The organism is Streptomyces narbonensis (assembly GCF_014649015.1).
In the GTDB taxonomy this organism is placed as follows: domain Bacteria; phylum Actinomycetota; class Actinomycetes; order Streptomycetales; family Streptomycetaceae; genus Streptomyces; species Streptomyces narbonensis.
Map to the genome: position 1 here is coordinate 12,895 of NZ_BMSF01000008.1, position 23,894 is coordinate 36,788.

A 23,894-nucleotide genomic window follows, 5' to 3' on the forward strand; every position below is an offset into this window, starting at 1 on the left:
GTCCCTGAGCCGGACCGGGCTCAGAACGCCGAGGTGTCGAGCTCGAAGCCGAGCGGGCCGGGAAGCGGGACGACTGTCCCCAGCTTGTGGATGGACTTGTGGCCGAAGTCGTCCCCGGAGGGCTCTGAGCACACGACGGCCTCGCCCGCCTCGCGGTCGATCAACAGGTAGACGGGGATCCCGGCCCGCGCGTACGCCTGGATCTTCTGGACGCGGTCGCGGATGGCGGTCGAGGCACCCGGCCTCACGCGGGCAGCGACCTCGACGCCGGGATCAAAGGGCCCTGGACCGCTCGGTGGGCGCGGGGTTCTGTCGTGTTCGTCCAGCAGGAGCCTCGGCGGGCGAGGAGGCGGCGGAGCCAGAGTTCGGTGGAGACCAGGTCGGCCAGGCCGTCCAGCGGGACCGGCGCGCCGTCGGCCGCGGCGGTCAGGGCTTCGCGGACGACACGGGCCTCGATCAGGCCCGCGTCCGCGAGCAGCGGGGCGTCGAAGAGGGCCAGGAGGTGGGGGAGCGCGGCGCGCAGGCCCGCGAGGGTGGCGGCGGCCGGGACCGCCGGGTGCGGGGCGCCCCAGCCCGGGGGGAGGTCGTGGACGCCGGCGCCGGAGAGGACCGTGCGCAGGACGCCTGCGCGGGCGTCCGGCTGGACCCGGAGCGACTCGGGGAGGGCGCGGCAGGCCCGTACCACCTGGTTGTCGAGGAACGGGGCGTGCAGCCGCTGGCCGCGGATCTCCGCCGCCTGCTCCAGGACCCGGTGGTCGGCCGCCGCCCGCGCGAGGGCGGCACGCGCGCGTGCCTCGCCCGGGCGCTGGACCGAGGTCGGAAGCGTCGCCGCCCTGTTCAGGCGAACCGATACTTCAGCCAGCGCCTCCCCCGTCATCCAGCGCGCCGCGGGCCCCGGCCGCGACCAGGTCAGCGCGGAGAGCGAGGCCTCCAGGGGGCCGAAGCCGTCCGGGGCCGCGCGGTTCGCCTCCTGGACCCGCCGCGCCGCCGCCTCCAGACCCGTCCGGTACGGGGTACGGGCCAGCTTCCGCGCCGCCCTGTACACGGTCAGCGGCACCAGGAGCGCGCCCCCCGGCGCGCCCGACGCCCTGGCGAGCGCCGCCACCGGGCGCACCAGGGAGCGGCGCCTGCGGTCCATCAGGAGGTCGGCGAGGCGCGCCGGGTGCGCGTCCAGGACCTGCTTGGCGCCCATCCCCGTGAAGTGGTCCGCGCTGCCGCCCGCCAGCCGCCGCCGGTGGCGCTCCGCCGTGACGAGCGACGGGCCCGGCTCGTCGGTCAGCGGCCCGTCCAGCGCCGCGTACGGGAGCGCCTCCTCGCCCGCCGCGACCACGACGTGGTGCAGGCGGGGGTCCGCCGCGAGCTCCCCGGCCCGCTTCAGTTCGTCCTCGCGGTCCGAACCCGACCGCGTCACCAGGTCGTTGAAGGTGACCGCAAGCAGCCGCTCCCCCGCCCCCGCACCGTGGCCGAGGATCGTGCCCGGCACCCCCGGGAGCCCCGCCGCGAGGAGCGCGAGCGTGCCGGAGGCGCTGCCGCCGGACAGGTCCGCGCCGATGCCGGGCGCCGGGCCTCCGCCCCGGGCCGCCCGCCGGTCTGCGGGCCCCATCCCGGGCACCGGGCCCGGGTCGGGCAGCGGGGCCTCGGGCGCGTGCCGGGGCGCGGTGAGCCGGGCCCTGACGGCCTCGACCAGGGCGTCCCTTACCCCTTCGACGGCCTGCCGGGCGTCGGACTCGGCCGCCGCGACCGCGAGCGAGGCCACCGTCTCGTACCCGGCGATCTCCCGCGAACCCTCCCGCAGGATCAGCGCGTGGCCTGGCGGGACCCGGCGCACCCCCTCGTACGGGGTCGAGTCGCGCAGCGCCTCCGGGGTCTCGGGGCAGGCGAGCAGCGCGCCGAGGTGGCCGATGTCGAGCTGGGCCTCGACGAGGTCGGCGAGCGGCAGGGCGGCGGTCGCGTAGGCGGTGCCGCCGGCCCACGGGGTGTGGAACACCGGACGGGCGCCCGCGAGATCACCGGTGACGGTGACCCGGCGGCCCGCCTTGACGACGGCGGTGTAACTCCCCGGCCATGCCGTCAGATGCCGCAGTGCGCCCCCGCGCGCGGTGAGCAGGCCGAGCCGAAGCTCCTCGTCGGTGGCGGCGCAGCAGCCGAGCACGGCGAGGCGGGTGTGGTCGTCGACGGCCACCACGCGCACCTCGTCGGGGCGCCAGTCGCCGACCGCCCACAGGGGGTCGGGGCCGCCCCAGAGGGGTTGCGCGCCCACCGGCTGCACCGTGCGCGCCTCGGCCGCCGTGGTGGAGCCGTGCTCCCTGGTGGAGCCGTAATCCGTGCCGGGCGGGTAGCCCGCGCCGGAGGTGTAGCCCGCGCCGGAGGTGTAGCCCGCGCCGGAACCGTGGCCCGGGCCGGAGGTGTAGCCCCTGCCGGAACCGTGGCCCGCGCCGGAGGTGTAGCCCGCGCCGGAACCGTGGCCCGCGCCGGAGGTGTAGCCCGCGCCGGAACCGTGGCCCGCGCCGGAGGTGTAGCCCGCGCCGGAGGCGGTGCCGTATCCCCCCGTGGAGTCGTAGCCCGCGCCGGCGCCGTACCCCGCTGTCGTTGCGAAGCTCGCGGCGACACTGCTCCAGCCCACCAGCCATCGCATCGGCGCCTCCACGTTCGTTTCGGTGGAGGACATGCTGCCACGACAACGGCGCACGGGGCGGAGTCCGGGCGCACGCGTGTGAAAGCCGAATGCGCCCCTGGCATGGGCCAGTTGGGCACCGGCGTCATTCGGCCAAATATCGACCCTCCCCGGAGGGTTGGGGAGGCGTCCGGGTATCCGCCCGGACGCCCAGCGCCCTCATGCGTCACCGGCAGCCCGGGAGGCGCTCCCGCCTCCCGGCGCCGTCCGCCGCCCGCGGGGAATGGAGCGGCGGTGTCCCCCAGCCCACTGGTCCGGGACACCGTTCCCGGCCGAGCGGGCCGACCCACGCACCGACCATGGAAGCGCTCCCCGCGCCGGCCGGACGAGAGCGCACGGCCGGGCGCACGGCCACACGGCGGGAGCACGGGTCGGGCCGACGGCGCCCGGCACCGTCCGTTCACACAACAATCCCGCCATACGGAACACCGCCCCTTAACGGTGGGGATGCGGCGAACTACGCTGTGCTTACGAATGCCGCACGCCTATGCCCGGCGTCGTGGCGGCCGTCTGGGTTGTCGAGGGGTGGCGTCATGTCCAGGGAGCAACGCGGGCCGAACGAAAAGCTCGGCACGGTTCTCGCCCTCGCGGGAATCAGCAACGCCGGGCTCGCCCGGCGCGTCAACGACCTCGGTGCGCAGCGGGGCCTGACGCTTCGTTACGACAAGACGTCGGTCGCCCGGTGGGTGTCGAAGGGCATGGTGCCGCAGGGTGCCGCCCCGCACCTGATCGCCGCCGCGATCGGCCAGAAGCTCGGCCGGCCTGTGCCGCTGCACGAGATCGGGCTCGCGGACGCCGACCCGGCGCCCGAGGTGGGGCTCGCCTTCCCGCGCGACGTGGGCGAGGCGGTCCGCTCGGCCACCGACCTGTACCGGCTGGATCTCGCCGGGCGGCGGGCCGGCGGTGGCGGCATCTGGCAGTCGCTGGCCGGCTCCTTCGCGGTCAGCGCGTACGCGACGCCCGCGTCCCGCTGGCTCATAACCCCGGCCGACCCGTCGGTGGAGCGCGAGGCGCCGCGCCTCGGGTCCGAAGCGGGGGCGGGTCCCGGGGCGGGTTCCGGGTCCGGGTCCGGGTCCGGTGGGGAGGAGTCGGGAGCCGGCGCGGCGGCCGCCTCGGAGCACGTGCGCGTAGGCCACAGCGATGTCGCCAAGCTCCGGGAGGCCGCCGAGGACGCGCGCCGCTGGGACTCCAAGTACGGCGGCGGGGACTGGCGCTCGTCGATGGTCCCCGAGTGCTTACGCGTGGACGCGGCGCCGCTGCTGCTCGGCTCGTACTCGGACGAGGTCGGCCGCGCGCTCTTCGGAGCGACCGCCGAGCTCACGCGCCTCGCCGGCTGGATGGCCTTCGACACCGGCCAGCAGGAGGCCGCCCAGCGCTACTACATCCAGGCCCTGCGACTCGCCCGCGCCGCCGCCGACGTGCCCCTCGGCGGCTACGTCCTCGCCTCCATGTCCCTCCAGGCCACCTACCGGGGCTTCGCCGACGAGGGTGTCGACCTCGCCCAGGCCGCGCTGGAGCGGAACCGGGGGCTCGCCACCGCCCGCACCATGTCCTTCTTCCGGCTCGTCGAGGCCCGCGCGCACGCCAAGGCCGGGGACGGGCCGGCCGCGGCGGCCGCGCTGAAGGCCGCCGAGGGGTGGCTGGAGCGGTCCCGGCCGGGCGACGCCGACCCGACGTGGCTGGGGTTCTACTCGTACGACCGGTTCTGCGCCGACGCCGCCGAGTGCTACCGGGATCTGCGGATGCCGCGCGAGGTGCGGCGCTTCACCGAGCAGGCACTGTCCCGGCCGACGGAGGAGTTCGTCCGCTCGCACGGCCTGCGGCTCGTCGTCTCCGCCGTCGCGGAGCTGGAGTCGGGCAACCTGGACGCGGCCTGCGCGGCGGGCACGCGCGCGGTGGAGGTGGCCGGGCGGATCTCGTCGGCGCGGACGACCGAGTACGTACGGGATCTGCTGCACCGGCTCGAACCGTACGGGGACGAGCCGCGCGTCGTGGAGCTGCGGGAGCGGGCGCGGCCGCTGCTGATGGCTCCGGTGTGAGCCGTGTGAGGTGTGCGGTCGGTGTGGGCGGTGTGCGCTGTCCGGTGTGCGCTGTGCGCTGTGCGGTCGGTGTTGTCCGTGCCGTCGGCGTGAGCTGCGTCTCGTGAGGTTTCACGGGATTGTCAGTGGGCCAGTGCACTATCAGGGGTGGGAGGTGACAGGTGGCGCTGGTGTTCGACTGTGACGTGTTGGTGATCGGCGGCGGGATCGTCGGTCTGTCGACGGCGTTCGCGTTGACGCGCGCCGCCCCCGGCACCCGGGTCACGGTCCTGGAGAAGGAGCATGCCCCCGCGCGGCACCAGACCGGGCGGAACAGCGGGGTGATCCACAGCGGGATCTACTACCGGCCCGGCTCGCTGAAGGCGCGGTTCGCGGTCGAGGGCGCGGCCGAAATGGTCAAGTTCTGCGCAGAGTGGGGCATTCCGCACGAGGTGACGGGGAAGCTCGTCGTCGCCACCTCGCGCGACGAGCTGCCCCGGCTGCACGCGCTCGTGCAGCGTGGCAGGGAGAACGGCATCCCGGTGCGGGAGCTCGGGCCGGCGCAGATCAGCGAGTACGAGCCCCGGGTGCGGGGGCTGGCCGCGATCCACGTCGGGACGACCGGCATCTGCGACTACACGGCCGTCGCCAAGCAGCTCGCGGACGCGTCGGGGGCGCGGATCCACTACGGGGCCGAGGTCACCGTGATCGACCGCCGGCCGTGGGGTGTCGCCGTGCGGACGGCGGACGGACGGGTCGTGCGGGCTCGGGTCCTGGTGAACTGCGCGGGGCTGCACTGCGACCGGATCGCGCGGCTCGCGGGCGACGACCCGGGGATGCGGATCGTCCCCTTCCGTGGGGAGTACTACGAACTGGCGGACCCCTCGCTCGTGCGGGGGCTGGTCTATCCGGTGCCGGATCCGGCGTTCCCGTTCCTCGGGGTGCATCTGACCCGGGGCATCGACGGCGGCGTCCACATCGGGCCGAACGCGGTGCCGGCGCTCGCCCGGGAGGGCTACGGCTGGTCCGTCGTCCGCCCGCGTGAGCTGGGCGCCACGCTGGCCTGGCCCGGGTCGTGGGCGATCGCCCGTGCCCACTGGCGGTACGGGGCGGGTGAGCTGCGGCGCTCGGTCTCGAAGCGGGCCTTCACGGAGGCGGTCCGGAGACTGCTGCCCGTGGTGGAGGAGTCCGACCTGCGGCGCGCGGCGCCGGGGGTGCGGGCGCAGGCGGTGCTGCGGGACGGGACGCTGGTCGACGACTTCCTGATCCGGGAGGCGGCGAGGACGGTGCACGTGCTGAACGCGCCTTCGCCGGCGGCGACGGCTTCGCTGCCGATCGGGCGGGAGGTGGCTCGGCGGGCGCTGGAGCGGTTGTAGCTCCGCGGGTGCGCGTGGGGTGCGGTGAGGGCTTGGATCCCCCACCCCGCCCCTTCCCGAAACCCTGCCGGGGGCTGGTGGGGGTGGGGGAAGCCGGTCGCATCCGGGGCCCCGCCCCGGACCCCGAAGCGGCAGCTTCGCGCCGCCGGGACCACCACGCAGGGCTCGGACTCCGGCGCCGTCACCACGGGAATGGCCACTGACCGAAGCCACGGTCCATGACTCTCGGGGCCAGGCCCAGCTGGGGGGTTCTCTCTCCGGGGCTCCGCCCCGGACCCTAAGGCGGCAGCTTCGCGCCGCCGGTGCGCGCGGCCGCGGCGCTGAGTCCCTCGGCCCTCGAGCCAGGCCCTAGGGGGTTCTTCTCTCCGGGGCTCCGCCCCGGACCCCGAAGCGGCAGCTTCGCGCCGCCGAAGCATGGCCGCGCCTGCCGAGGCACCGGGGCCCTGGCCCTCGGGACCGGGCCCTCGGGGCCGGGCCCAGCCGAGGCACCGCGCCCCTGGCCGCCCTCAGGCCCCGGCCGCCTGCCGAGGCATCGGGGCCCTCGGGATCGGGCCCTGCCGGTCCGGCCGCCTCCGTTGGTGCACCGGGGCTCCGGGCTCGGGATCGTCGTCTCGTCCCGGTCCGCTCCAGAGACGGGGGTGGGCGATCGTAGAATCGGGGGCATTGTGTCTGAGCAGCCAGAGAACAGCCCGCGTTCCGTCGCCGAACCCGTCCAGCCCGTCGCTCGGCGGGGCAGTCGGATGTTCGCCCCCGGTGAGGGGCCCCTGCCCGATCCCGCCGGGGCTCATCACGAGCGGCGGATCCGGAGTTTCCAGCCGCGCCGAAGCCGTGTCACCTACGGGCAGGCCGAGGCCATGCTCAAGCGGTGGCCCGACTGGGGCCTCGACATCGACGGCAAGCGGGTCCTCGATCTCGGCGAGATGTTCGACGGGCTTCCCGTCGTCCTGGAGATCGGCTTCGGGATGGGCGAGGCGACCGCGCAGATGGCCGCGGCCGACCCCGGTACGGGCATCCTGGCCGTGGACGTGCACACGCCCGGCCAGGGCAATCTGCTCGGGCTCGCCGACCGCAACGGCCTCACCAACGTCCGGGTCGCCAACGGCGACGCGATCATCCTGCTCCGCGAGATGCTCGCGACCGACTCCCTCGACGGCTGCCGGGTGTACTTCCCCGACCCCTGGCCCAAGGCCCGCCACCACAAGCGGCGCCTGATCCAGCCCGAGTTCCTCAGCCTCCTCGCGACCCGGCTCAAGCCCGGCGGCGTGCTGCACTGCGCCACCGACTGGGAGTCGTACGCCGAGCAGATGCTGGAGGTGCTCTCCGCACATCCCGACTTCGAGAACACCCGTGCCGACGGCGGCTTCGCGCCCCGTCCGGACTTCCGGCCCGTCACCCGCTTCGAGGGTCAGGGCCTGGACAAGGGGCACGTCGTGCACGACCTCCTCTTCCGGCGGAAGTGACAGGGAGTTCGTCACTCCTTCGCCGTGTGTCGGTGGGGGTCGTTAGGGTCGATCACGTGTCGAATTCCGTCCCCGCCGAAGGTGAAGTCCAGGAAGCCGGAGTGGCGGGCTCTGCCGCTCCCGTACCTCGGCTCGGCACCGACGAGCCCGTCTTTCCGGCCGCCGCCGACCGGTCCCAGTGGCGCTACCGGCCCCGCCGCGCCTTCTGGCGCAGCCGGCTGGTCCGGGCCGTCGCCGTGATCACGCTGCTCGCGCTCTGCGCCCTGGTCATCCTGGCGCTGGTCCGCGAGCAGACCGGTACCCAGGGCTTCCTCGTCGGCCTGGGCCTCGCGGTGCTTCCCGTACCGCTGCTCATGGCCGCCTTCCGCTGGCTCGACCGGGTCGAGCCCGGCCCCTGGAAGAACCTGCTCTTCGCCTTCGCGTGGGGCGCCTTCGCCGCCGCGCTCGTCGCGATCCTCGCGAACTCCTTCGCGGTCCGCTGGATCGCGACGGCCACCGCCGACCCGGACTCGGCCGACACCCTCGGCGCCACGGTGATCGCGCCGGTCGTCGAGGAGACCGCGAAGGCCGCCGCGATCCTGATCCTCTTCCTCTTCCGCCGACGGCACTTCGGCGGGCTCGTCGACGGCGTCGTCGCCGCCGGGTTCACCGCGACCGGCTTCGCCTTCACCGAGAACATCCTCTACCTCGGCAACGCCTTCGGCGAGGACCAGGAGTTCGGCTCCACCGGCATCGGCTCCGTGACCGCCGCGACCTTCTTCGTACGGGTCGTGATGTCGCCGTTCGCCCACCCGCTGTTCACCGTGCTCACCGGCATCGGCTTCGGCTTCGCCGCCCTCGCCCCGCGCGGCAAGCGGGTGCGCCGCGTGCTGCTGCCGCTCGCCGGGCTGCTGCTCGCCATGGGCATGCACGCCGCCTGGAACGGCTCGGCCACCTTCGGCGGCCCCTGGGCCTTCTACCTCGTGTACGCGTGCTTCATGGTCCCCGCCTTCGGCCTGCTGACCTGGCTCGCGGTGTGGAGCCGGCAGCGCGAGCTGCGCACGATATCCGGCGAGCTCCCGGCGTACGCGGCGGCCGGCTGGCTCTCCCCCGCCGAGCCGCTCGCCCTCTCCTCGATGCGCGCCCGCCAGCTGGCCCGCTCCTTCGCCGCCCGGACGTACGGCCCGCCGGCGGCGCAGGCGGTCGGCGAGTACGAGTCCTTCGCGACGACCCTCGCGTTCCTCCGGGACCGGGCCCGGCGCGGCACGGCCGGACCCGACTTCCCGGCCCGCGAGCAGGAGCTCCTGCACCACCTCTGGCAGCGCCGGGCGGTCGCCTCCCCCGCCCTCACGTACGCCGCACGGGCCACCGGCCGGGTATGGGCGCCGCCGCAGTATCTGGACTACGGCGGCTACAACCCCTACCGAAGCTAGGCGGACGAGGCTTCCTTCAGGAGCTTCAGGTCCGCCTCCGTGAGCGTGAGGTCCGCCGACGCGATCAGCGCCGGGAGCTGGTCGACCGTGCGGGCCGAGGCGATCGGCGCGGCGACCGTCGGCTGGGCGGCCAGCCAGGCGAGGGCGACGGTGGCGACCTCGGCCTCGTGGGCCTCGGCGACCGCGTCGAGCGCGGAGAGCACGGCGCGGCCCCGGTCGGTGTCGAGGTGGGCGGAGGCCCCGGAGGCCCGGACGCTGTCGACGGCCGTGCCCGGGCGGTACTTGCCGGTGAGGAAGCCGGAGGCGAGGCCGAAGTAGGGGACGGCGGAGAGGCCGGCCTGCTCGACGGTCTCCTGGAGCGGGCCCTCGTACGTCTCGCGCGAGACCAGGTTGTAGTGCGGCTGGAGCGCGACGTACCGGGCGAGGCCCTCCGCACCGGCGAAGTCGAGGGAGGCGCGCAGCCGCTCCGGGGAGATGTTGGAGGCGGCGACGGCCCGCACCTTGCCGTCCTTCACGAGCTGGTCGAGGGCGGTGACGATCTCCTCGACGGGGACGGTCTCGTCGTCGAAGTGGGTGTAGTAGAGGTCGATGTGGTCGGTGCCGAGGCGGCGCAGCGACTCCTCGACGGCGCCCTTGATCGTGGTGCCTGCAAGGCCCTTGTAGCGGGGGTGGGCGCCGACCTTCGTGGCGATGACGAGGTCGTCGCGCCGGCCCCGGGAGGCGAGCCAGCGGCCGATGACCGTCTCGGACTCGCCGCCCTCGTGGCCATCGGCCCAGGAGGAGTACATGTCGGCGGTGTCGACGAAGTTGCCGCCGGCGGCGACGTAGGCGTCGAGGACGGCGAAGGACTCGGCCTCGTCGGAGGTCCAGCCGAAGACGTTGCCGCCCAGGGCGAGCGGGAAGACGTGCAGGTCGGAGGCGCCCAGCGGGCGGAGGTTCGTCATGGGGGAATCAACCTCCCGCGCCGCCGGGGGTATTCCGTGCGGGGCGCGGGAGGGTCGGATCGCTGTGGACGCGGGAGCGTCCCGGCGTGCGGCGCGCGGGAGCGTCGGGTGGGGCGGGAGCTTCCGATCCAGCGGGCGCGGGAGCGTCCCAGCGTGCCGGACGCTCGGGCGTCAGAGCGTGCGGGACGCTCGGGCGTCAGAGCGTCAGGCCCTTGGAACGGAGCCAGGCCGCCGGGTCGATGCCGTCGCCGCCGGAGGTGTGGACCTCCATGTGGAGGTGGGCGCCGGTGACGTTGCCGGTGGCACCGACGCGGCCGATGGTCTCGCCGGTGGTCACGGTCTGGCCGGCGCCGACCGTCATGGAGGAGAGGTGGGCGTACCAGACCTCGGTGCCGTCCTCCAGCTCCAGGACGACCCGGTAGCCGTACGAGCCGGACCAGCCCGCCGACTTGATCGTGCCGCTGTGGACGGCCTTGAGCGGGGTGCCCGTGGGAGCCGCGAAGTCGAGGCCGGTGTGGTAGCCGGAGGACCACATCGAACCGGACTGCATGTAGGTCGCGCTGAGGCTGTACGAGGAGAGCGGCATCGAGTAGCTCGCGGCGAGCTGGGCGAGGCGCTCGGCCTCCGCCTTCTCTGCGGCGATCCGCTCGGCCTCCGCCTTGGCTTCCGCTTCCGCCTTGGCCTTGGCCTCCGCTTCGGCCTTGGCCTTCGCCTCGGCGGCTGCCTTCTCCGCCGCGGCGGCCTCGGCCGCGGCCTTCTCCGCGGCGGCCTTCTCCGCCGCGAGCTTCTCGGCGGCGTCGGCCGAGGCCTGCTGCTGCTCGGCCTGCTGGAGGATGCGGGCGCGCAGGATCTCGCCGGCGTCGGCGGTGCGGGTCGGGGCCGTCTGGGCGGTCCCGGTCTGCGTGGTGAAGGAGGCTTGGGAGGCCCGGGTGGTCGAGGTGCCGTCCGCCCTCTCGCCGGCCGGCGTGACGTACGTGGCGGCGGTGAGCGGGTTCGGGTTGCCGCCGGTCGCCGCGATGGTGTCCTGGATCCGCCGGTCGGCCTCTTCGGCCTGGTCGTCGGCGAAGAGGTCGCCGACGCCGGGGAGGTCCTCGGCGGCCGGGAGGTTCAGGTCGGGGAGGTCCGGGAGGTCGGGGAGCGATATCGCGACCGGGGGCTTCTCCTGCGCGGTGGCGAGGCCGCCCGCACCGACGGCCGCGATGACGCCGACGCCGAGGACGGTGGAGGAGCGGGCGAAGTTGGAGCGCTGCTTGACGACCCGGTGCCGGCCGCCGGAGCGGAGGGATCCCTCGGTGGGATTCCACTCGGTGTCCGGAGCGGCAGGACCCGCACCACCACCGAAGGCGTCGAAGGGGGCTTCGGATGCGGGAGTGTTGGACGCCACGGAGGCGCGCTCCTTTCCTTCCTTCTCGCCTACCGGGTTAGCTGACGGGTTCGGAGCAGGAAGGTCTCCTACGGGCTCGTCGCACGGATGCGAAGGGCCTGATTCACCCCAAGTGGTGGTTCCCCGGTTCCTTTTCAGGATTCGGCGCGTGCGCACGGTGCCGTCTCTTGCGACGGTTGTGACGACCGCGCTGCGTTATCGAACGTTAATAGACAGGGGGGCCCGATTCCAAGCTGTTCCCAGTGATCATTCATTGAATTGGTGGGGAATCGCCCGAGTTGACCCCCCTTCAGCAAGGAGAGGCCAAACCCTCGCTATCTGACGTTATGTCAATTGTTATCTCAGCGACACCCTGCGACTACGCCTGGTGACCGGCCCCGCATCACGCCGCCGGCGGGACCACCGGCATCGTCCGGCGCCTCTCCGGCTGCCCCGCCGCGGGCCTGCTCAGGGCGAGCAGCGCCATGTCGTCCGTCGACCCCCCACCCGTGTGGAGGCGCACGTCGTCGACGAGCGCGTCGAGCAGCTCCTCGGGTCCCGGGAAGATCCGCCCGGCGAGCCGGGACGCCGGGTCGTAGAAGACGCCCTGGGCGTCCCGCGCCTCCGAGAGGCCGTCCGTGTAGAAGAGCAGCGTCGCGCCCGGCGGGTAGGGCCGCTCCTCGGCCCGGTCCGGCCACGCCGCCAGCTCGCCCATCCCGAGCGGCAGCGCCGGCTCCGCCGGATCCAGCACCTCCAGGCCCCCGTCCACGTACAGCAACAGCGGCGGCGGATGCCCGCGGTTGACGATCCGTACGCTCCTCCTCCCCGCCCCGTCGGCGCGCGCGATCTCCGCCAGGACGGCCGTCGTGAACCCCTCGAAGGCATCGAGCCCGTGCCTGCGGGTCCCCTCCCGGGCCAGCGCCCGCTCCAGCCGCTGCGCCACCCCCTCCAGACTCCGCTCCTGCTCGGCCGCCTCCCGGAACGCCCCGATCACGACGGCGACGGCCTCCACGGCGTCCATCCCCTTGCCCCGTACGTCCCCGACGACGAGCCGCACCCCGTGCGGGGTGTCCTGGACGGCGAAGAGGTCGCCGCCGATGAACGCGTCCGCCTGCGCCGCCTCGTAGCGGGCCGCGCACTGCAGCCCGCCGATCCGCTCCGCGGGCGTCGGCAGGACCGCCTTCTGCGCGGTCTCCGCGATGACCCGGGCGGAGGCCAGCCGCTCGCCGCTGCGCCGCACGACCCGGTTGATGAGGAGGGCGAGCGCGGACACGGTGACGACGGTCAGGGTCTCGGTGAGGGTCGGGATCCTGCCGACGGTGCCGTTGTAGACGTGCAGGCCGATGGAGGCGAGGACGGCGGCGATCCCGGTGAGCAGGGTGGTCAGCGTGGAGAAGAAGGGCGCGGCGATCAGCGGGGCGGCGGAGAAGAGCGGCGCCGCCGTGTACTCGGGCGGGGTCTCCACGTCGAAGACGACACCGCCCAGGATGACCAGCGGGGGCAGCGCCCGGATGAACCGCCGGGCGCCGCCGTACGAGGGGCGGCCGTACGGGGCTCGGCCGTCGCCGCGCCGCCGCCCGCCGCCCGCCCGCCGCCGCTCCTGGGGGTGCCCCACCTGTGCTCTCCTGCCCCGGTCCGTACCGGCCACGGTGTTCCGTACCGCGCCCTCCCAGGGTGGCCGCCGCCGCACCCGGCGGCGACCCCCATGGGGCCGACTGGCGTACCGGGCCGGGCCCCGAGCCGGGCCCTAAGCAGCGGCCGGCGGCGGCTCCGTCGCCGTCTCTGCCTCCGTCCCTGTATGCGCCTTCATCTCCGTCTCCGTCGCCGTCTCCGCGAGGCGGCCTCCGCGGGCGAGGAGGGCGACCGCCCCCGCGCACACCAGGCCCACCGCGCACAGCGCCAGCCACGGCACCGCCGACCAGCCGGTGACGTCGACCAGCGCGCCCGTCGCCAGGTTCCCGACGGTGATCCCGATCCCGCAGACCGTGTTGTAGAGCCCGTAGTGGGTGGCCACCCAGCGCCCCCGGGACAGGGCGACAACGGTGTCCATCTCGTACGGGTAGAGCACGGCGTTCGCCACGGCCAGGACCGCCGCGCACAGCAGCAGCCCCGCCACGCCCCGGCCCAGCGCCGCCGGGACCAGGAAGGCCCCGCCCATCAGGACGAGCCCGAGGACCAGGCACCGCTCACGGTCGAGGCGGCGCCGGCACCAGGCCGTGATCCGCAGCTGCCCGGCGAGCGCGACCAGCGCCGAGACGACGAAGAGCGCCGTCGTGAGCCCCGTGCCCTCCGCCGCGAGGGGCAGCGCCAGATAGACCTGGAAGGACAGCACGTACGAGCCGGTCATGGCGAGCGAGAAGAGCCAGAACGTGCGGTGCGAGAGGACCGTACGGAACTGCCCCCGCCCGTCCTTCCCGGCGGCCTCCCGCGCGGAAGCCCCGGCCGCCGCGGGCAGATGCCGGAGCTGTACGAGCGTCAGGCCGGCGAACAGGACCGCCGCCACCGTGCACGTCAGCCGGAACGACACCCCGGTGAGCGCCACCCCGACGAGCGGCCCGAGCAGGATGCCGGCCTGGTAGTACGCGTTGAACAGCGCGAAGGCCTGCACCCGCCGCTCCTCGCCGGCCTCCGCCGCGAGGCAGGCCCGGACCGCGGGGTTGAACAGCGCCCCCGCGAGCCCGGTCGCGAGCGAGGCGGCGATCAGCATCGGCAGGGACTGCGCGAAGGCGAGCGCCCCGAAGCCGACCGTCCGCAGCGCGCAACCCGCCACGATGAGCGGCTTGAAGCCGAGCCGGTCGGCGAGCGCCCCGCCGACCAGGAACATGCCCTGCTGGGAGAGGTTCCGGGCGCCGAGGACGAGGCCGACCGCCCAGGCGGCCATGCCGAGCCCGTCCGCGAGGTGCGCGGCCAGGAACGGCATCAGCATGTAGAAGCCGAGGTTGATGGTGAGCTGGTTGAGGAAGAGCAGCCGCACGGCGGGGTCGAAGGTGCGGCTCTGCTTCCAGATGCCCCCGCGGGGAGGCGCCGCCGTGGTCACTTGGCCCGCTCAAGGACCCGCCGGGTCCAGCCGTCGACGGCCGTGTCCGACACGTACGCGACGGGGTCCTCCCGCACCGGCCCGTCGAGGAGGCCGTGCGCCGCGCAGTACTCGTCGTTGAAGACGGTGTCGAAGTACCGCTGCGGCCCGTCGGGGAAGACGGCCGCGATCCGCGTCCCGCGCGGCCGGGTGCGGGCCAGCCAGCCGGCGACGAGCGCGACCGCGCCCACGCTCCAGCCGCCGGTGGCGAACTGACGCGAGGCCAGCCGCCGGGCCGCCCGGACCGCCTCGGCGGGGGCCACCCAGTGGACCTCGTCGAAGGCCCCGTGGTCCACGTTGGCCGGGTGGATGGAGGAGCCGAGGCCGCGCATCAGCCGGTCCCCGGCGGGGAGGCCGAAGACCGTGGAGCCGATCGAGTCCACGCCGACCAGCTCCAGGGCGGGGCTGCCGGTGGCGCGCAGCGCGCGGGAGATCCCGGCCGAGTGGCCTCCGGTGCCGACGGCGCAGACGAGGACGTCGATCCGGTCGAGCTGCTCGGACAGCTCGGCGGCGAGCCCGGCGTAGGCGTCGCAGTTGTCGGGGTTCCCGTACTGGTCGGGCCACCAGGCCCCGTCGAGCCGCAGGAGCAGGTCCGCGACCAGGTCCATCCGGGCCTGCTGCCAGCCGCCCCGGGGGCTGGGCTCGGCGGCGACGTGGACCTGGGCGCCGTGGGCGACGAGCATCCGCTCGACGATCGGTTCGAGGCCGGGATCGGTGACGACGTGCACGGGGTGGCCGTGGAGGACGCCCGCGAGGGCGAGCCCGAGGCCGAGCGTGCCGGAGGACGACTCGACGATCGGCGCGCCGGGCCGCAGCTCACCGCGGCGGCGGGCCTGCTCGACCATGTAGAGGGCGGCGCGGTCCTTGATGCCGCCGAAGTTGAAGCCTTCGAGTTTGGCCCAGTAGCCGTCGTCCGTCCAGAGGACGGGGGTGTTGCCGACGGTCTGCACGGCGATGGGCAGGGTGTTGCCGAACAGGCGACTGTTCATGGGGTCTACGTCCTTGAGGTGGTACGCCGAAGGGAACCTGGTCACGCGGGTGAGTGCGGGACCCGGCTCAGTTCCGGTCCACTCCGAGGGCGATCAGCAGACGGCCCGGCTCGGGGCCGGGGCCCGCCCGGCCCCGGACGCAGCGCGCGCGGGGGTCGGTGCGGAGGTCCGCTTCGTACGAGGACGGGGTCACGGCCGCGCCGGTGTCGGGCGCGGCGAACTGGGGGGCGGTGGTCTGCGCGGGCAGGTGGGCGTCGAAGGACCCCACTTCCCCGGATCGCTCGCAGCCGTGCGGCAGGGCGGGGGCGGAGACGGTCGCGACGCCGGAGGAGGGCAGGGCGTGCCCGTTCCCTCCGTGGCAGACGCTCATGAGGAGGGCGAGGAGCGCGAGCAGGACGAGGACGGCGGGCGCCCGCCTTCGCACGTCACTCACACGCTCGTCACTCATGGTGCGCGTGAGACTACGGTGGGGTGTCGCGCACCGGCAATGCGACGGGCGCGGTTTTGGCCACCGTTTACTTCCGACTACTTCCGAGCACTTCCGGCGCGGTGGTTACAGGTTCCGCTCCGCGTAGACGGCCATCGCGTCCCGGACGAGGACCGCGGTCCCCTCGCCGTGCTTGTCGTAGTTCGCGGTGAAGCGCGGGTCGTCGACGTACATGCGCCCGAGCCCGATCACGTACTCCTTGGTCGGGGTCGTGGTCGCCGACAGCCAGGCGATCTGGCGCCGCGTGATCGCCTGCACCTCGTCGCTGCCGGCGGCCAGGCCGTCCCGTACCGCCTGTGCGAAGTCGCGGGCGATGCCGGTCTGCTCGTCCAGGAACGCCTTCTTCCCCTCGGCGTCGAGCGAGCGCCACCATTGGTCGCCCTTCTCGTACGCCGCGCGGCCCCAGCGCTCGGTGACCTCCTGCTCGTACCGCGTGTGGTCGAAGCCGTCGAAGACTTCCTCCGCCATGAGCTCTTCTCCCTTCTCGGTCTTGTGGAGAGTGGTGCGGACGGCCTCGATCTGCCGGCCGATGCGCTCCCGCTCCTGCTCCAGGAGGAGCAGATGGGTGCGCAGCGCGGCGGACGGGTCGCGCTGTCCTTTCAGGACCTCGGCGATCGCGGGCAGTGAGAGCCCCAGCTCGCGCAGCAGCAGGATGCGCTGCAGGCGCACGAGCGCCGCCTGGTCGTAGTACCGGTAACCGTTCGCGCCGATCCGGCTCGGCTCCAGCAGGCCCCGCTCGCCGTAGTGGCGGAGGGTGCGGCTGGTGGTGCCGGCCTTCTTGGCGATCTCTTGGATCGACCACTCCATGCCGACAACGCTAAATCTTGACGTCGCGTCAAGGTCAAGCCGACGATCCCCCGACACGAGGAAGGCCGGGGCGGGAGAAAGGCACAGGAAACGACGAAGGCCCGGATCCGATCGAAATCGGATCCGGGCCTTCGTTGCTACTGAGTAGCGGGGACAGGATTTGAACCTGCGACCTCTGGGTTATGAGCCCAGCGAGCTACCGAGCTGCTCCACCCCGCGTCGGTAAACACGACTCTACGTCATGACCGGCGCAATCGTGAAATCGGTTTCTCAGCAGCCGCAGTCGTCGGAGTCCACCGGCGCCGTGAGCGGGTCCGCGGCCTTCTCCGCGGGCCCCTCCCAGGTCTCGTAGGCGAAGCCCTCGCGCACCCAGTACTCGAAGCCGCCGAGCATCTCCTTCACCTGGAAGCCCAGCTCGGCGAGGGCCAGCGCGGCGCGCGTGGCGCCGTTGCAGCCGGGGCCCCAGCAGTACGTGACGACCGGCACGGACTTGTCGAGCAGCTGCTCGGCCTGCTCGGGGATGAGCGCGGTCGGCAGGTGGAGCGCGCCGGGGACGTGGCCCTGGTCCCAGGAGGCGGTGGAGCGCGAGTCGATCACGACGAAGCCGGGGTCCGTGCCCTCGGCGGTCGCGGTGGCCAGCGCGGAGGCCACGTCGGAGACGTCGGCGTGGAAGGCGAGGCTGGCGGAGAAGTAGGCGGCAGCGGCGGCGGGAGAGGCCGGCGGGGTGCGGAGTACGGGGTTGACCTGCGTCGTTGTCGTCGTCATGGTGATCAATCTACGGACGAAGATCACCGTGCTGAAGGACGGATCCACGGCGCTCGAGGGCCATGGCCGGGGAATCCCGGGCGTTCGCCGCGGGGCGGCGGGGATCTCACGTGACGAGACCGTTCGGCCCGCTCGACCGCCGCGGTTCGTGTCACATCGGCAGGGTTCCATCCGTCATGAAGGCATGACGGAGGCGAAGGGGGAGATCGACACGTGAACGGCGAGCCGAACGACGACGGACCGGGCAGCGGGCTGAAGGGCGAGGGGCCGAACGGCGACGGGCCGGTCGGCGCCCGGCTGAAGGGCGACGGACCGGTCGACGCCAGGCCGGTCGACGCCAGGCCGGTCGACGCCGGGCTGAACGGCGACGGACCGGTCGACGCCAGACCGGTCGACGCCAAGCTGAACGGCAACGGACCGGTCGGCGACGGACCGGTCGGCGACGGGCCGGTCGGCGACGGGCCGGTCGGCGACGGGCGCGGACGCTCCAAGGAGGAGCTGGCCCGGCGGTTCGAGGCCGACCGCGGGCATCTGCGGGCCGTGGCCTACCGGATGCTCGGCTCGCTGAGCGAGGCGGAGGACGCCGTCCAGGAGGCCTGGTTCAAGCTCAGCCGCGCCGACGTCAGCGCGGTGGAGAACCTCAGCGGCTGGCTGACCACGGTCGTCGGCCGCGTCTGCCTCGACATGCTGCGCTCCCGTGGCTCGCGCCGCGAGGACCCGCTGGAGTACTTCGTGCCCGACCCGGTCGTCACCGTCCTCGACGCCACGAACCCCGAGCACACGGCGGAGCTCACCGAGTCCGTCGGCCTCGCGCTCCTCGTCGTGCTGGAGACGCTGTCGCCGGCCGAGCGGCTCGCCTTCGTCCTGCACGACATGTTCGCCGTCTCCTTCGACGAGATCGCCCGGATCGTGGACCGCACCCCGGCCGCGACCCGCCAGCTCGCCAGCCGGGCCCGCCGCCGGGTCCAGGACGCCACGCCCGCCCCGGGCCCGGACGCCCGGCGCCAGCGGGAGATCGCCGACGCCTTCCTCGCCGCCGCGAACGGCGGCGACTTCGAGGGCCTGCTCGCGGTCCTCGACCCCGATGTGGTGCTGCGGGCGGACGGCGGCAGGGTCCTGGCGGCCGCCTCCAAGGTGGTGCGGGGCGCCGAGGCCGTCATCTCGCAGGCGCTCATGTACGCGAAGTTCAAGCAGGCGGCGCTGCCGGTCGTGGTCAACGGCTCGCCCGCGTTCGTCGCGGTCGTGGACGGCCGCCCGACCGTGCTCATGTCGTTCACGATCGCCGGGGACCGGATCGTCGGCCTCCAGATCCTGGCGGACCCGGAGCGGCTCGCCGCGCTCGACCTCTCGGACGAGGACCTGGCCCGCGCGACGTTCTGAGCCCGCGCCGCGCGGCGGGTTCCGAGGCCGCGCGACGTTCTGAGCCCGCGCCGCGCGGCGGGTTCCGAGGCCGCGCGGTGTTCTGAGCCGGGGGCAGGCCGCGCGAGCGGTCCGCCCCCGCTCTCACCTCTCCCCGGCGGTCGCCCAGGTCACGGCCGCCAGGGAGACCGCGGCGCTCGCGACCCCGAGCACCGCGCCCGCGGCGACGTCACCCGGGTAGTGCACCCCGGTGTGCACCCGCGAGTAGCCCACGGCCCCCGCGAGGGCCCCGAGGGGCACGCCGACGCCGGGCAGCACCGCGCCCACGGCGGCGGCGAAGGCGACCGCCGACGCGGTGTGCCCGGACGGGAACGAGGCCGAGTCGGGCATCGGTACGTGCCGGCTCACGGCCACCCGGGCCGCCTCCCGGTCCGGCCGCTGCCTGCGCACGAGCCGCTTGCCCAGCAGGTTCGCCGAGGCCGAGGCCACGGCGATCGCCCCGAGCCCCGCGAGCGCCGCCCGGCGGGGCCGGCCGGGGACGAGGGCGAGCGCCGCGGCGGTGGCGAACGAGATCTTGGAGTGGTTCGCCGCGGTGGAGAGGCGGCGCAGCGCCGTGTCGAGCGTGGGCGTGGGCGTGGCGGCCACGGCGGCGTACACGGCTCCGTCGACGGCCCGGAGGTCGCGCAGGACCGCCCGGATGGTCCCGGGCTCCACCGTCTCCGCTGTCATGTCCGTCATGCGCCGCTCCTTCGGATGGTTCAGGGGGTGTGAGGGGTGTGGAAGGCGAGTGTGGTGATGCGCCGCCAGTCGAGCGGCGGCAGAGGAGGCACGGTCCCCGGCCGGTCGCGGGGCACGAGGACCCTCAGCGCGCCGGGGCGGAGCGTGCACACCACCGGGGTGGGCAGGGTCAGGGCCTCACCGTCCACGGCCACCGAGATGGTGCCGGAGACTGTGGTGCCGGAGGGGCTGCCCGGGCTCCCCACGATTTCGACCCTCCGCGCCGTCAGAACGTTCAGGCCGGCCGCCTGGGTTCCCCGGACGGCCAGCTCGGCGGCCTGCGCGGCGCCGTCCACCCGGATGCCGATCACCCCGAGCTCACCCCTGTCGAGGCGCGGCCGGTGGGCGGAGGAGACACCGAAGGGGTCGGGCGCGGAGTAGGGGTTGTTGCTGACGAGGAGCGCCTGCTGACCCGGGAGCCGGACGGTGTCGACGGTCGCGTCGAGGCGCGGGCCCTCGCCGCCCTGGAGCAGGTCGGGCAGGACCTCGACCGCGGTCTCGGCCTTCGCGTCGCGGTACTCGGGGCGCTGGACGACGTCCGCGTACACCCCGAAGGAGACGGTGTTGACGAAGGGGCGCCCGTCGACCGACCCGAGGTCGACCCGGAGCTCCTCGCCGTCGGTCAGCGCGTTCAGGCAGGTCGCCGGGTCGGTGCGGTCGAGGCCGAGGTCCATGGCGAAGTGGTTGCGGGTGCCCGCCGAGACGACGAGGAACGGCAGGTCGTGCTCGGCGGCCACCGCGGCCACGAGCGCCTGGGTGCCGTCGCCGCCGGCCACACCGAGGAGGTCGGCGCCGTCGGCCACTGCCTTCCGGGCCAGCGCGGTGACGTCGGTCTGCACGGACGGGTCGAGCAGCACGACCTGGGCGCCCAGGGCCTCCGCGCGGGCGACGAGCCCGAAGCGGCCGACCTTCCCGCCGCCGGACTTCGGGTTCATGATCAGGACGGGCCGCCGGGGGCGGGCCGCGGGGGTGCCCCGCATCACCGCCTCCCACTCCCGGTCGGGGCGGCGCAGCGCGGTCCGCGCGCAGCCGAGCGCCACGCCCCAGAGCGCGAGGGCCACCAGCGCGTTGACCCAGACGCCGCCGACGACGAACAGGACGAGGACGCCGATCGGCGCGCCCACGGCGACGACCGCGCCGGCCACGCGCGGCAGCCCGCGGTGGGCGAGGAACCACCAGACGCCCATGGCCGCGGCGGCGAGCCCCACGATCCCGCCCAGCAGGATCAGCAGCCCGCCCGTCAGGGCGGTCAGGAGCGCCAGGATCGCGGCGCCCGCCGCCGCCAGCGCACAGCGGGCCAGCCGTCGGGCCGCCGCCGCCGGATCACCCGAACCGCTCGCCGTCACCGGCGCCACCTCCGTACGTCCGTACTCCGTGTCCCACATTCCCCCACGGTCCCTCACCACGCGCCCCGGCACGGCCCGTTCGGAGGAAAAAGATCTTCGATCTGTCGGGGGTACGCCCTCACGGACGCGGGCCGGGACCCGGAAGGTTGCGCGGCACCGTGCTCAGGCCCAGCCCGGCGAGGGCGGCCGTACCGGCGGCGGCGTGCTCGCCGCCGGCGAGGAGCAGGGTGCGGGCCGCCTGGTAGCGGCTGCCTGCCGCGTCGAACGCCCGGGCCACGGCGAGGAGTCGCCGTGGGTCGCCGCCGTCGAGCAGTGCCTCCGCCCGGTCCAGCTGGGCGGAGGCGACGGGGTTGCCGGCGACGACGGTCCGGGCGGCGGCCGTCCGGGCCCGGGCGTCCGGGTGTGCGGCGAGCACGGAGGCCTCGGCCCTGAGGGCCACGTACCAGTGCAGCCAGATCCAGGTGACCCACTTCCAGACCTGCTCCGGCTCGGGAGCGACCCGGTCGAGGGCCGCGGCGGCGTCCCCGTCATGGAGCAGGACCGTGGCGTCGAGGATCGCGCCGTAGCCGTGGCGGTACTCCTCCGAGGTCCCCGCGCGGTCGACGATCGCGAGCCACTCCGCCCGGGCGGTGAGGTCGCCGCGCAGGCCGTGCACCATCGCGACCGAGGCGGCGGCGGGGCCGAGGGAGAACGACTGCTGACGGCCGCCGCGCTCCCAGGCGTCGAGGAACCGCCCGCTGCCGGTGAGCACCTCGTCGCCCCGGCCGGCGAACGCGTCGGCGACCAGGAGCCAGGACGTGGCGTGGTGGCCCACCTCGGCGAGGAGCGGATGCCCCGCGAGCTCCCCGCCCCACCGGCGGGCCTCGGCCAGCCGCCCCGCGCCGAGGGCGGTGCCGGAGGCCATGGCGAGGGCGTCGAGGAGCTCGTGGGTACGCGCGGGAGCAGGCGGCAGAGGAACCAGGAGGTCGATGCGGCGGCGGGCGGCGGCCGCGGCGGCGAAGGTGTCACCGGCCCAGCTCCGGGCGCCGGAGAGCGCGTCGAGTGCTGCGGACTCCGCCACGGGGTCGCCCGCGAGCCGGGCGAGCGCGACGGCACGCTCGGCGAGGGCGATCGTCTCCTCCACGGTGTTGTCCGTCTCCCCCTGGACGGCCCCGAAGGCATCGGCGACGACGGCGGCCTCGGCGAGCGCGACGGCGGAGGCAGCGGAACCGCTGTCACCGGGCCCTGACAGCTCCCCGGCCTCAGCGAGGAGGGCTTTCGCCTCCTCCGGTGACGGGACCCGGGCGAACTCGCTGGAGAAGCGGTACGCGACGGTCGCGGCGGTCGCCAGGTCGCGGGCCGTCCCGGGGAGGTCGCCGGCGCGGCGGGCGGCCTCCGCGGCGGCCCGGTGCAGGCGGAACATGTCGTCGCCCAGCCGGCGGCACCCGGCCACCCCGGCGGCGAGCCGCAGGCACTCCGCGGCGTCGGAATCCGCGGCGGCCAGCGCGGCGGCCTGCTCGTACCGCTCCTGCGCCTCGCCCAGCAGATTGCGGGTGAAGGACGACTCCGCCAGGGCCAGGGCGAGCCGGTGGGCCTCCGCGCGCAGCTCCGGCCGCTCGGCGGCCCAGGCGAGGCCGGCCCCGAGGTCCTCGGCCACGGCGTCGAAACGGGCGCGCCAGTCCGCACCCCCGGTGTCCAGGAGGCCCGTCGCCCCGGCCAGGCACCACTCCGTGTGACGCGTACGGACGGCCGCCGACTCGTCGGCCTCGGCGAGCCGTTCGGCGCCGTACTGCCGGATGGTCTCCAGCGCCTGGTAGCGGGTGCCGGAGGAGGACGGCGTCACGGTGAGCAGGCTCTGCTCCGCCAGCCGGCCGAGCCCGTCGGCGACCGCGCCGGGCTCCAGCGGGCCAAAGCCCGCGACCTCCGCCGCCGCCCCCGCGGTGAACGGCAGCACGAAGACCGACACCCGGCGCAGCAGGGCCCGGTCCGCCGGTTCCAGCAGGTCGTGGCTCCAGTCGAGGACGGCCCGCACCGACCGGTGCCGGTCGGCCGCGCGCGGCCCGCCGGCCAGGATCCTCAACTGGTCGGAGAGCCCGGCCACGAGACCGTCCAGACCGAGCGTGGGCCAGCGCGCCGCCGCCAGCTCGATGGCCAGGGCCATGCCGTCGAGCCGCTCGCACAGGGCCACCACCGTGTCCCGTACCGCCGGATCCGGCGACGGCAGACCGACCGCCGCCGCCCGCTCCAGGAACAGCTCCACGGCCTCCGACTCCCCGCCCCCGGCCCGTGACAGCGGCGGCACGGGGAAGACCCGCTCGAAGGGCACCATCAGCCGCGCCCGGCTCGTCACGAGCACCCGTACGCGCGGGCAGGCCGCGAGCAGCCGCTCCAGGAAGGGCCCGACCCCGTCGCGTATCTGCTCGCAGTTGTCCCAGACCAGCAGCGCCTGACGGTCCGCCAGCGCGGCGAACACCGACGCCTCGACGCCCCGCCCGGGCTGCTCGCCCACGCCGACGGCCGCCGCGACGGCCGCGCCCACCCGGCCCGCATCGGTGACCGGGGCCAGGTCGACGAACCACACCCCGTCGGCGAAGTCGCCGGTCAGTTCCGCGGCGACGGCCAGCGCGAGCCGGGTCTTCCCGACGCCGCCCGGGCCGACCGCGGTGACCTGGCGGTACGCCTTCAGCGCCTCCATCAGCTCCCCGCGCTCCCGCACCCGGCCGACGAAGGCCGTCAGCGGGGCGGGCAGGACGGGCACCGGCGTGTCGACGGGCGCCGCCTCGGCCGCCCGCCGGGAGAGCGCCCGCCGGTCCGGCACCGCGAGCTTGCGGAGCAGCGAGGAGACGTGCGACTCGACGGTCCGTACGGAGATGAACAACCGCGCGGAGATCTCCGCGTTGCTGAGGTGCTCTCCGAGGAGCGCGAGCACCTCGGCTTCCCGGGAGGAGATCTCTGGAGTCGACACCGGCTCATTATCGGCCGGGGCGCGACGACTTCCGGGGGGTCTGTCCGTACCCGACTCGGTACCGGCCTGCGTACGGACTCCGTACCGACTCCGTGGT

At 74.7% G+C, this 23,894-nt stretch carries 18 protein-coding genes, 1 tRNA gene and 1 riboswitch; of the genes, 5 read left to right on the forward strand and 14 right to left on the reverse strand.

What is annotated here, in order from left to right; translation table 11 throughout:
• Window positions 1–20: 20 nt before the first annotated feature.
• Together IE124_RS16575 and IE124_RS16580 are read right to left on the reverse strand one after the other, a co-directional pair.
• Window positions 21–248, reverse strand: coding sequence for a Uma2 family endonuclease (locus IE124_RS16575; RefSeq protein WP_229832512.1), 228 nt, complete (start codon window positions 246–248; stop codon window positions 21–23).
• Entirely contained in the window at window positions 245–2,668 is a 2,424-nt protein-coding gene (locus tag IE124_RS16580) for an asparagine synthase-related protein (protein ID WP_229832513.1), read from the reverse strand. Before IE124_RS16580 ends, IE124_RS16575 begins: the two co-directional genes overlap by 4 nt.
• 539 nt (window positions 2,669–3,207) lie before the next feature.
• Here IE124_RS16580 and IE124_RS16585 point away from each other — a divergent pair.
• From IE124_RS16585 to IE124_RS16600, 4 genes are all read left to right on the forward strand, one after another.
• Window positions 3,208–4,713, forward strand: a complete 1,506-nt coding sequence (locus tag IE124_RS16585; protein WP_189508558.1) for an NsdA family TPR-like regulatory protein — start codon at window positions 3,208–3,210, stop codon at window positions 4,711–4,713.
• Window positions 4,714–4,883: 170 nt separating this feature from the next.
• On the forward strand, window positions 4,884–6,068 hold the full coding sequence (gene lhgD, locus IE124_RS16590; protein WP_189508559.1) for an L-2-hydroxyglutarate dehydrogenase: 1,185 nt from the start codon (window positions 4,884–4,886) through the stop codon (window positions 6,066–6,068).
• A gap of 740 nt (window positions 6,069–6,808) precedes the next feature.
• On the forward strand, window positions 6,809–7,528 hold the full coding sequence (gene trmB / locus IE124_RS16595) for a tRNA (guanosine(46)-N7)-methyltransferase TrmB (RefSeq protein WP_223834765.1): 720 nt from the start codon (window positions 6,809–6,811) through the stop codon (window positions 7,526–7,528).
• A 56-nt stretch (window positions 7,529–7,584) separates the two neighbouring features.
• Window positions 7,585–8,940, forward strand: a complete 1,356-nt coding sequence (locus tag IE124_RS16600) for a PrsW family intramembrane metalloprotease (RefSeq protein WP_370468772.1) — start codon at window positions 7,585–7,587, stop codon at window positions 8,938–8,940.
• On the opposite strand, the gene IE124_RS16605 is transcribed toward IE124_RS16600, so the two are convergent.
• The 9 genes from IE124_RS16605 to IE124_RS16645 all read right to left on the reverse strand — a co-directional run bounded on the left by IE124_RS16605 (window position 8,937) and on the right by IE124_RS16645 (window position 17,371).
• Window positions 8,937–9,884 (reverse strand): aldo/keto reductase, encoded by a 948-nt coding sequence (locus tag IE124_RS16605; RefSeq protein WP_189508561.1) that lies wholly within the window; start codon window positions 9,882–9,884, stop codon window positions 8,937–8,939. The genes IE124_RS16600 and IE124_RS16605 overlap by 4 nt on opposite strands.
• A 196-nt stretch (window positions 9,885–10,080) precedes the next feature.
• A complete protein-coding gene (locus IE124_RS16610) occupies window positions 10,081–11,268 on the reverse strand; it encodes a M23 family metallopeptidase (protein WP_189508562.1) in 1,188 nt (395 codons plus the stop codon).
• 11 nt (window positions 11,269–11,279) lie between these two features.
• A riboswitch (cyclic di-AMP (ydaO/yuaA leader) is annotated at window positions 11,280–11,425 on the reverse strand.
• Window positions 11,426–11,650: 225 nt separating this feature from the next.
• On the reverse strand, window positions 11,651–12,862 hold the full coding sequence (locus IE124_RS16615) for a PP2C family protein-serine/threonine phosphatase (protein ID WP_189508563.1): 1,212 nt from the start codon (window positions 12,860–12,862) through the stop codon (window positions 11,651–11,653).
• Window positions 12,863–12,994: 132 nt separating this feature from the next.
• Window positions 12,995–14,284 carry an MFS transporter gene (locus IE124_RS16620; protein ID WP_229832514.1) on the reverse strand — a complete coding sequence of 430 codons (1,290 nt, stop codon included), beginning with the start codon at window positions 14,282–14,284 and terminating at the stop codon, window positions 12,995–12,997.
• Complete coding sequence (locus IE124_RS16625; protein WP_189508564.1) at window positions 14,281–15,312, reverse strand: PLP-dependent cysteine synthase family protein; 1,032 nt, start codon at window positions 15,310–15,312, stop codon at window positions 14,281–14,283. Before IE124_RS16625 ends, IE124_RS16620 begins: the two co-directional genes overlap by 4 nt.
• A gap of 67 nt (window positions 15,313–15,379) precedes the next feature.
• Window positions 15,380–15,760: a hypothetical protein gene (locus tag IE124_RS16630; protein WP_189508565.1), complete on the reverse strand. Its 381-nt coding sequence runs from the start codon at window positions 15,758–15,760 to the stop codon at window positions 15,380–15,382.
• A 105-nt stretch (window positions 15,761–15,865) separates the two neighbouring features.
• On the reverse strand, window positions 15,866–16,606 hold the full coding sequence (locus IE124_RS16635) for a MerR family transcriptional regulator (RefSeq protein WP_189508566.1): 741 nt from the start codon (window positions 16,604–16,606) through the stop codon (window positions 15,866–15,868).
• A 145-nt stretch (window positions 16,607–16,751) separates the two neighbouring features.
• Window positions 16,752–16,825: transfer RNA gene (locus tag IE124_RS16640), tRNA-Met, on the reverse strand.
• A gap of 51 nt (window positions 16,826–16,876) precedes the next feature.
• Entirely contained in the window at window positions 16,877–17,371 is a 495-nt protein-coding gene (locus IE124_RS16645; protein WP_189508567.1) for a rhodanese-like domain-containing protein, read from the reverse strand.
• A 498-nt stretch (window positions 17,372–17,869) separates the two neighbouring features.
• Here IE124_RS16645 and sigJ point away from each other — a divergent pair, with 498 nt between their 5' ends.
• Window positions 17,870–18,751, forward strand: a complete 882-nt coding sequence (gene sigJ, locus IE124_RS16650; protein ID WP_189508814.1) for an RNA polymerase sigma factor SigJ — start codon at window positions 17,870–17,872, stop codon at window positions 18,749–18,751.
• Window positions 18,752–18,874: 123 nt separating this feature from the next.
• Here the strand turns inward: sigJ and IE124_RS16655 are convergent, their stop codons facing one another.
• From IE124_RS16655 to IE124_RS16665, 3 genes are all read right to left on the reverse strand, one after another.
• A complete protein-coding gene (locus IE124_RS16655; RefSeq protein ID WP_370468773.1) occupies window positions 18,875–19,468 on the reverse strand; it encodes a phosphatase PAP2 family protein in 594 nt (197 codons plus the stop codon).
• Between the two features lie 20 nt (window positions 19,469–19,488).
• Window positions 19,489–20,892, reverse strand: coding sequence for a diacylglycerol/lipid kinase family protein (locus IE124_RS16660; protein ID WP_189508568.1), 1,404 nt, complete (start codon window positions 20,890–20,892; stop codon window positions 19,489–19,491).
• Window positions 20,893–20,971: 79 nt separating this feature from the next.
• Window positions 20,972–23,797, reverse strand: coding sequence for an ATP-binding protein (locus IE124_RS16665; protein WP_189508569.1), 2,826 nt, complete (start codon window positions 23,795–23,797; stop codon window positions 20,972–20,974).
• Window positions 23,798–23,894 lie beyond the last annotated feature (97 nt).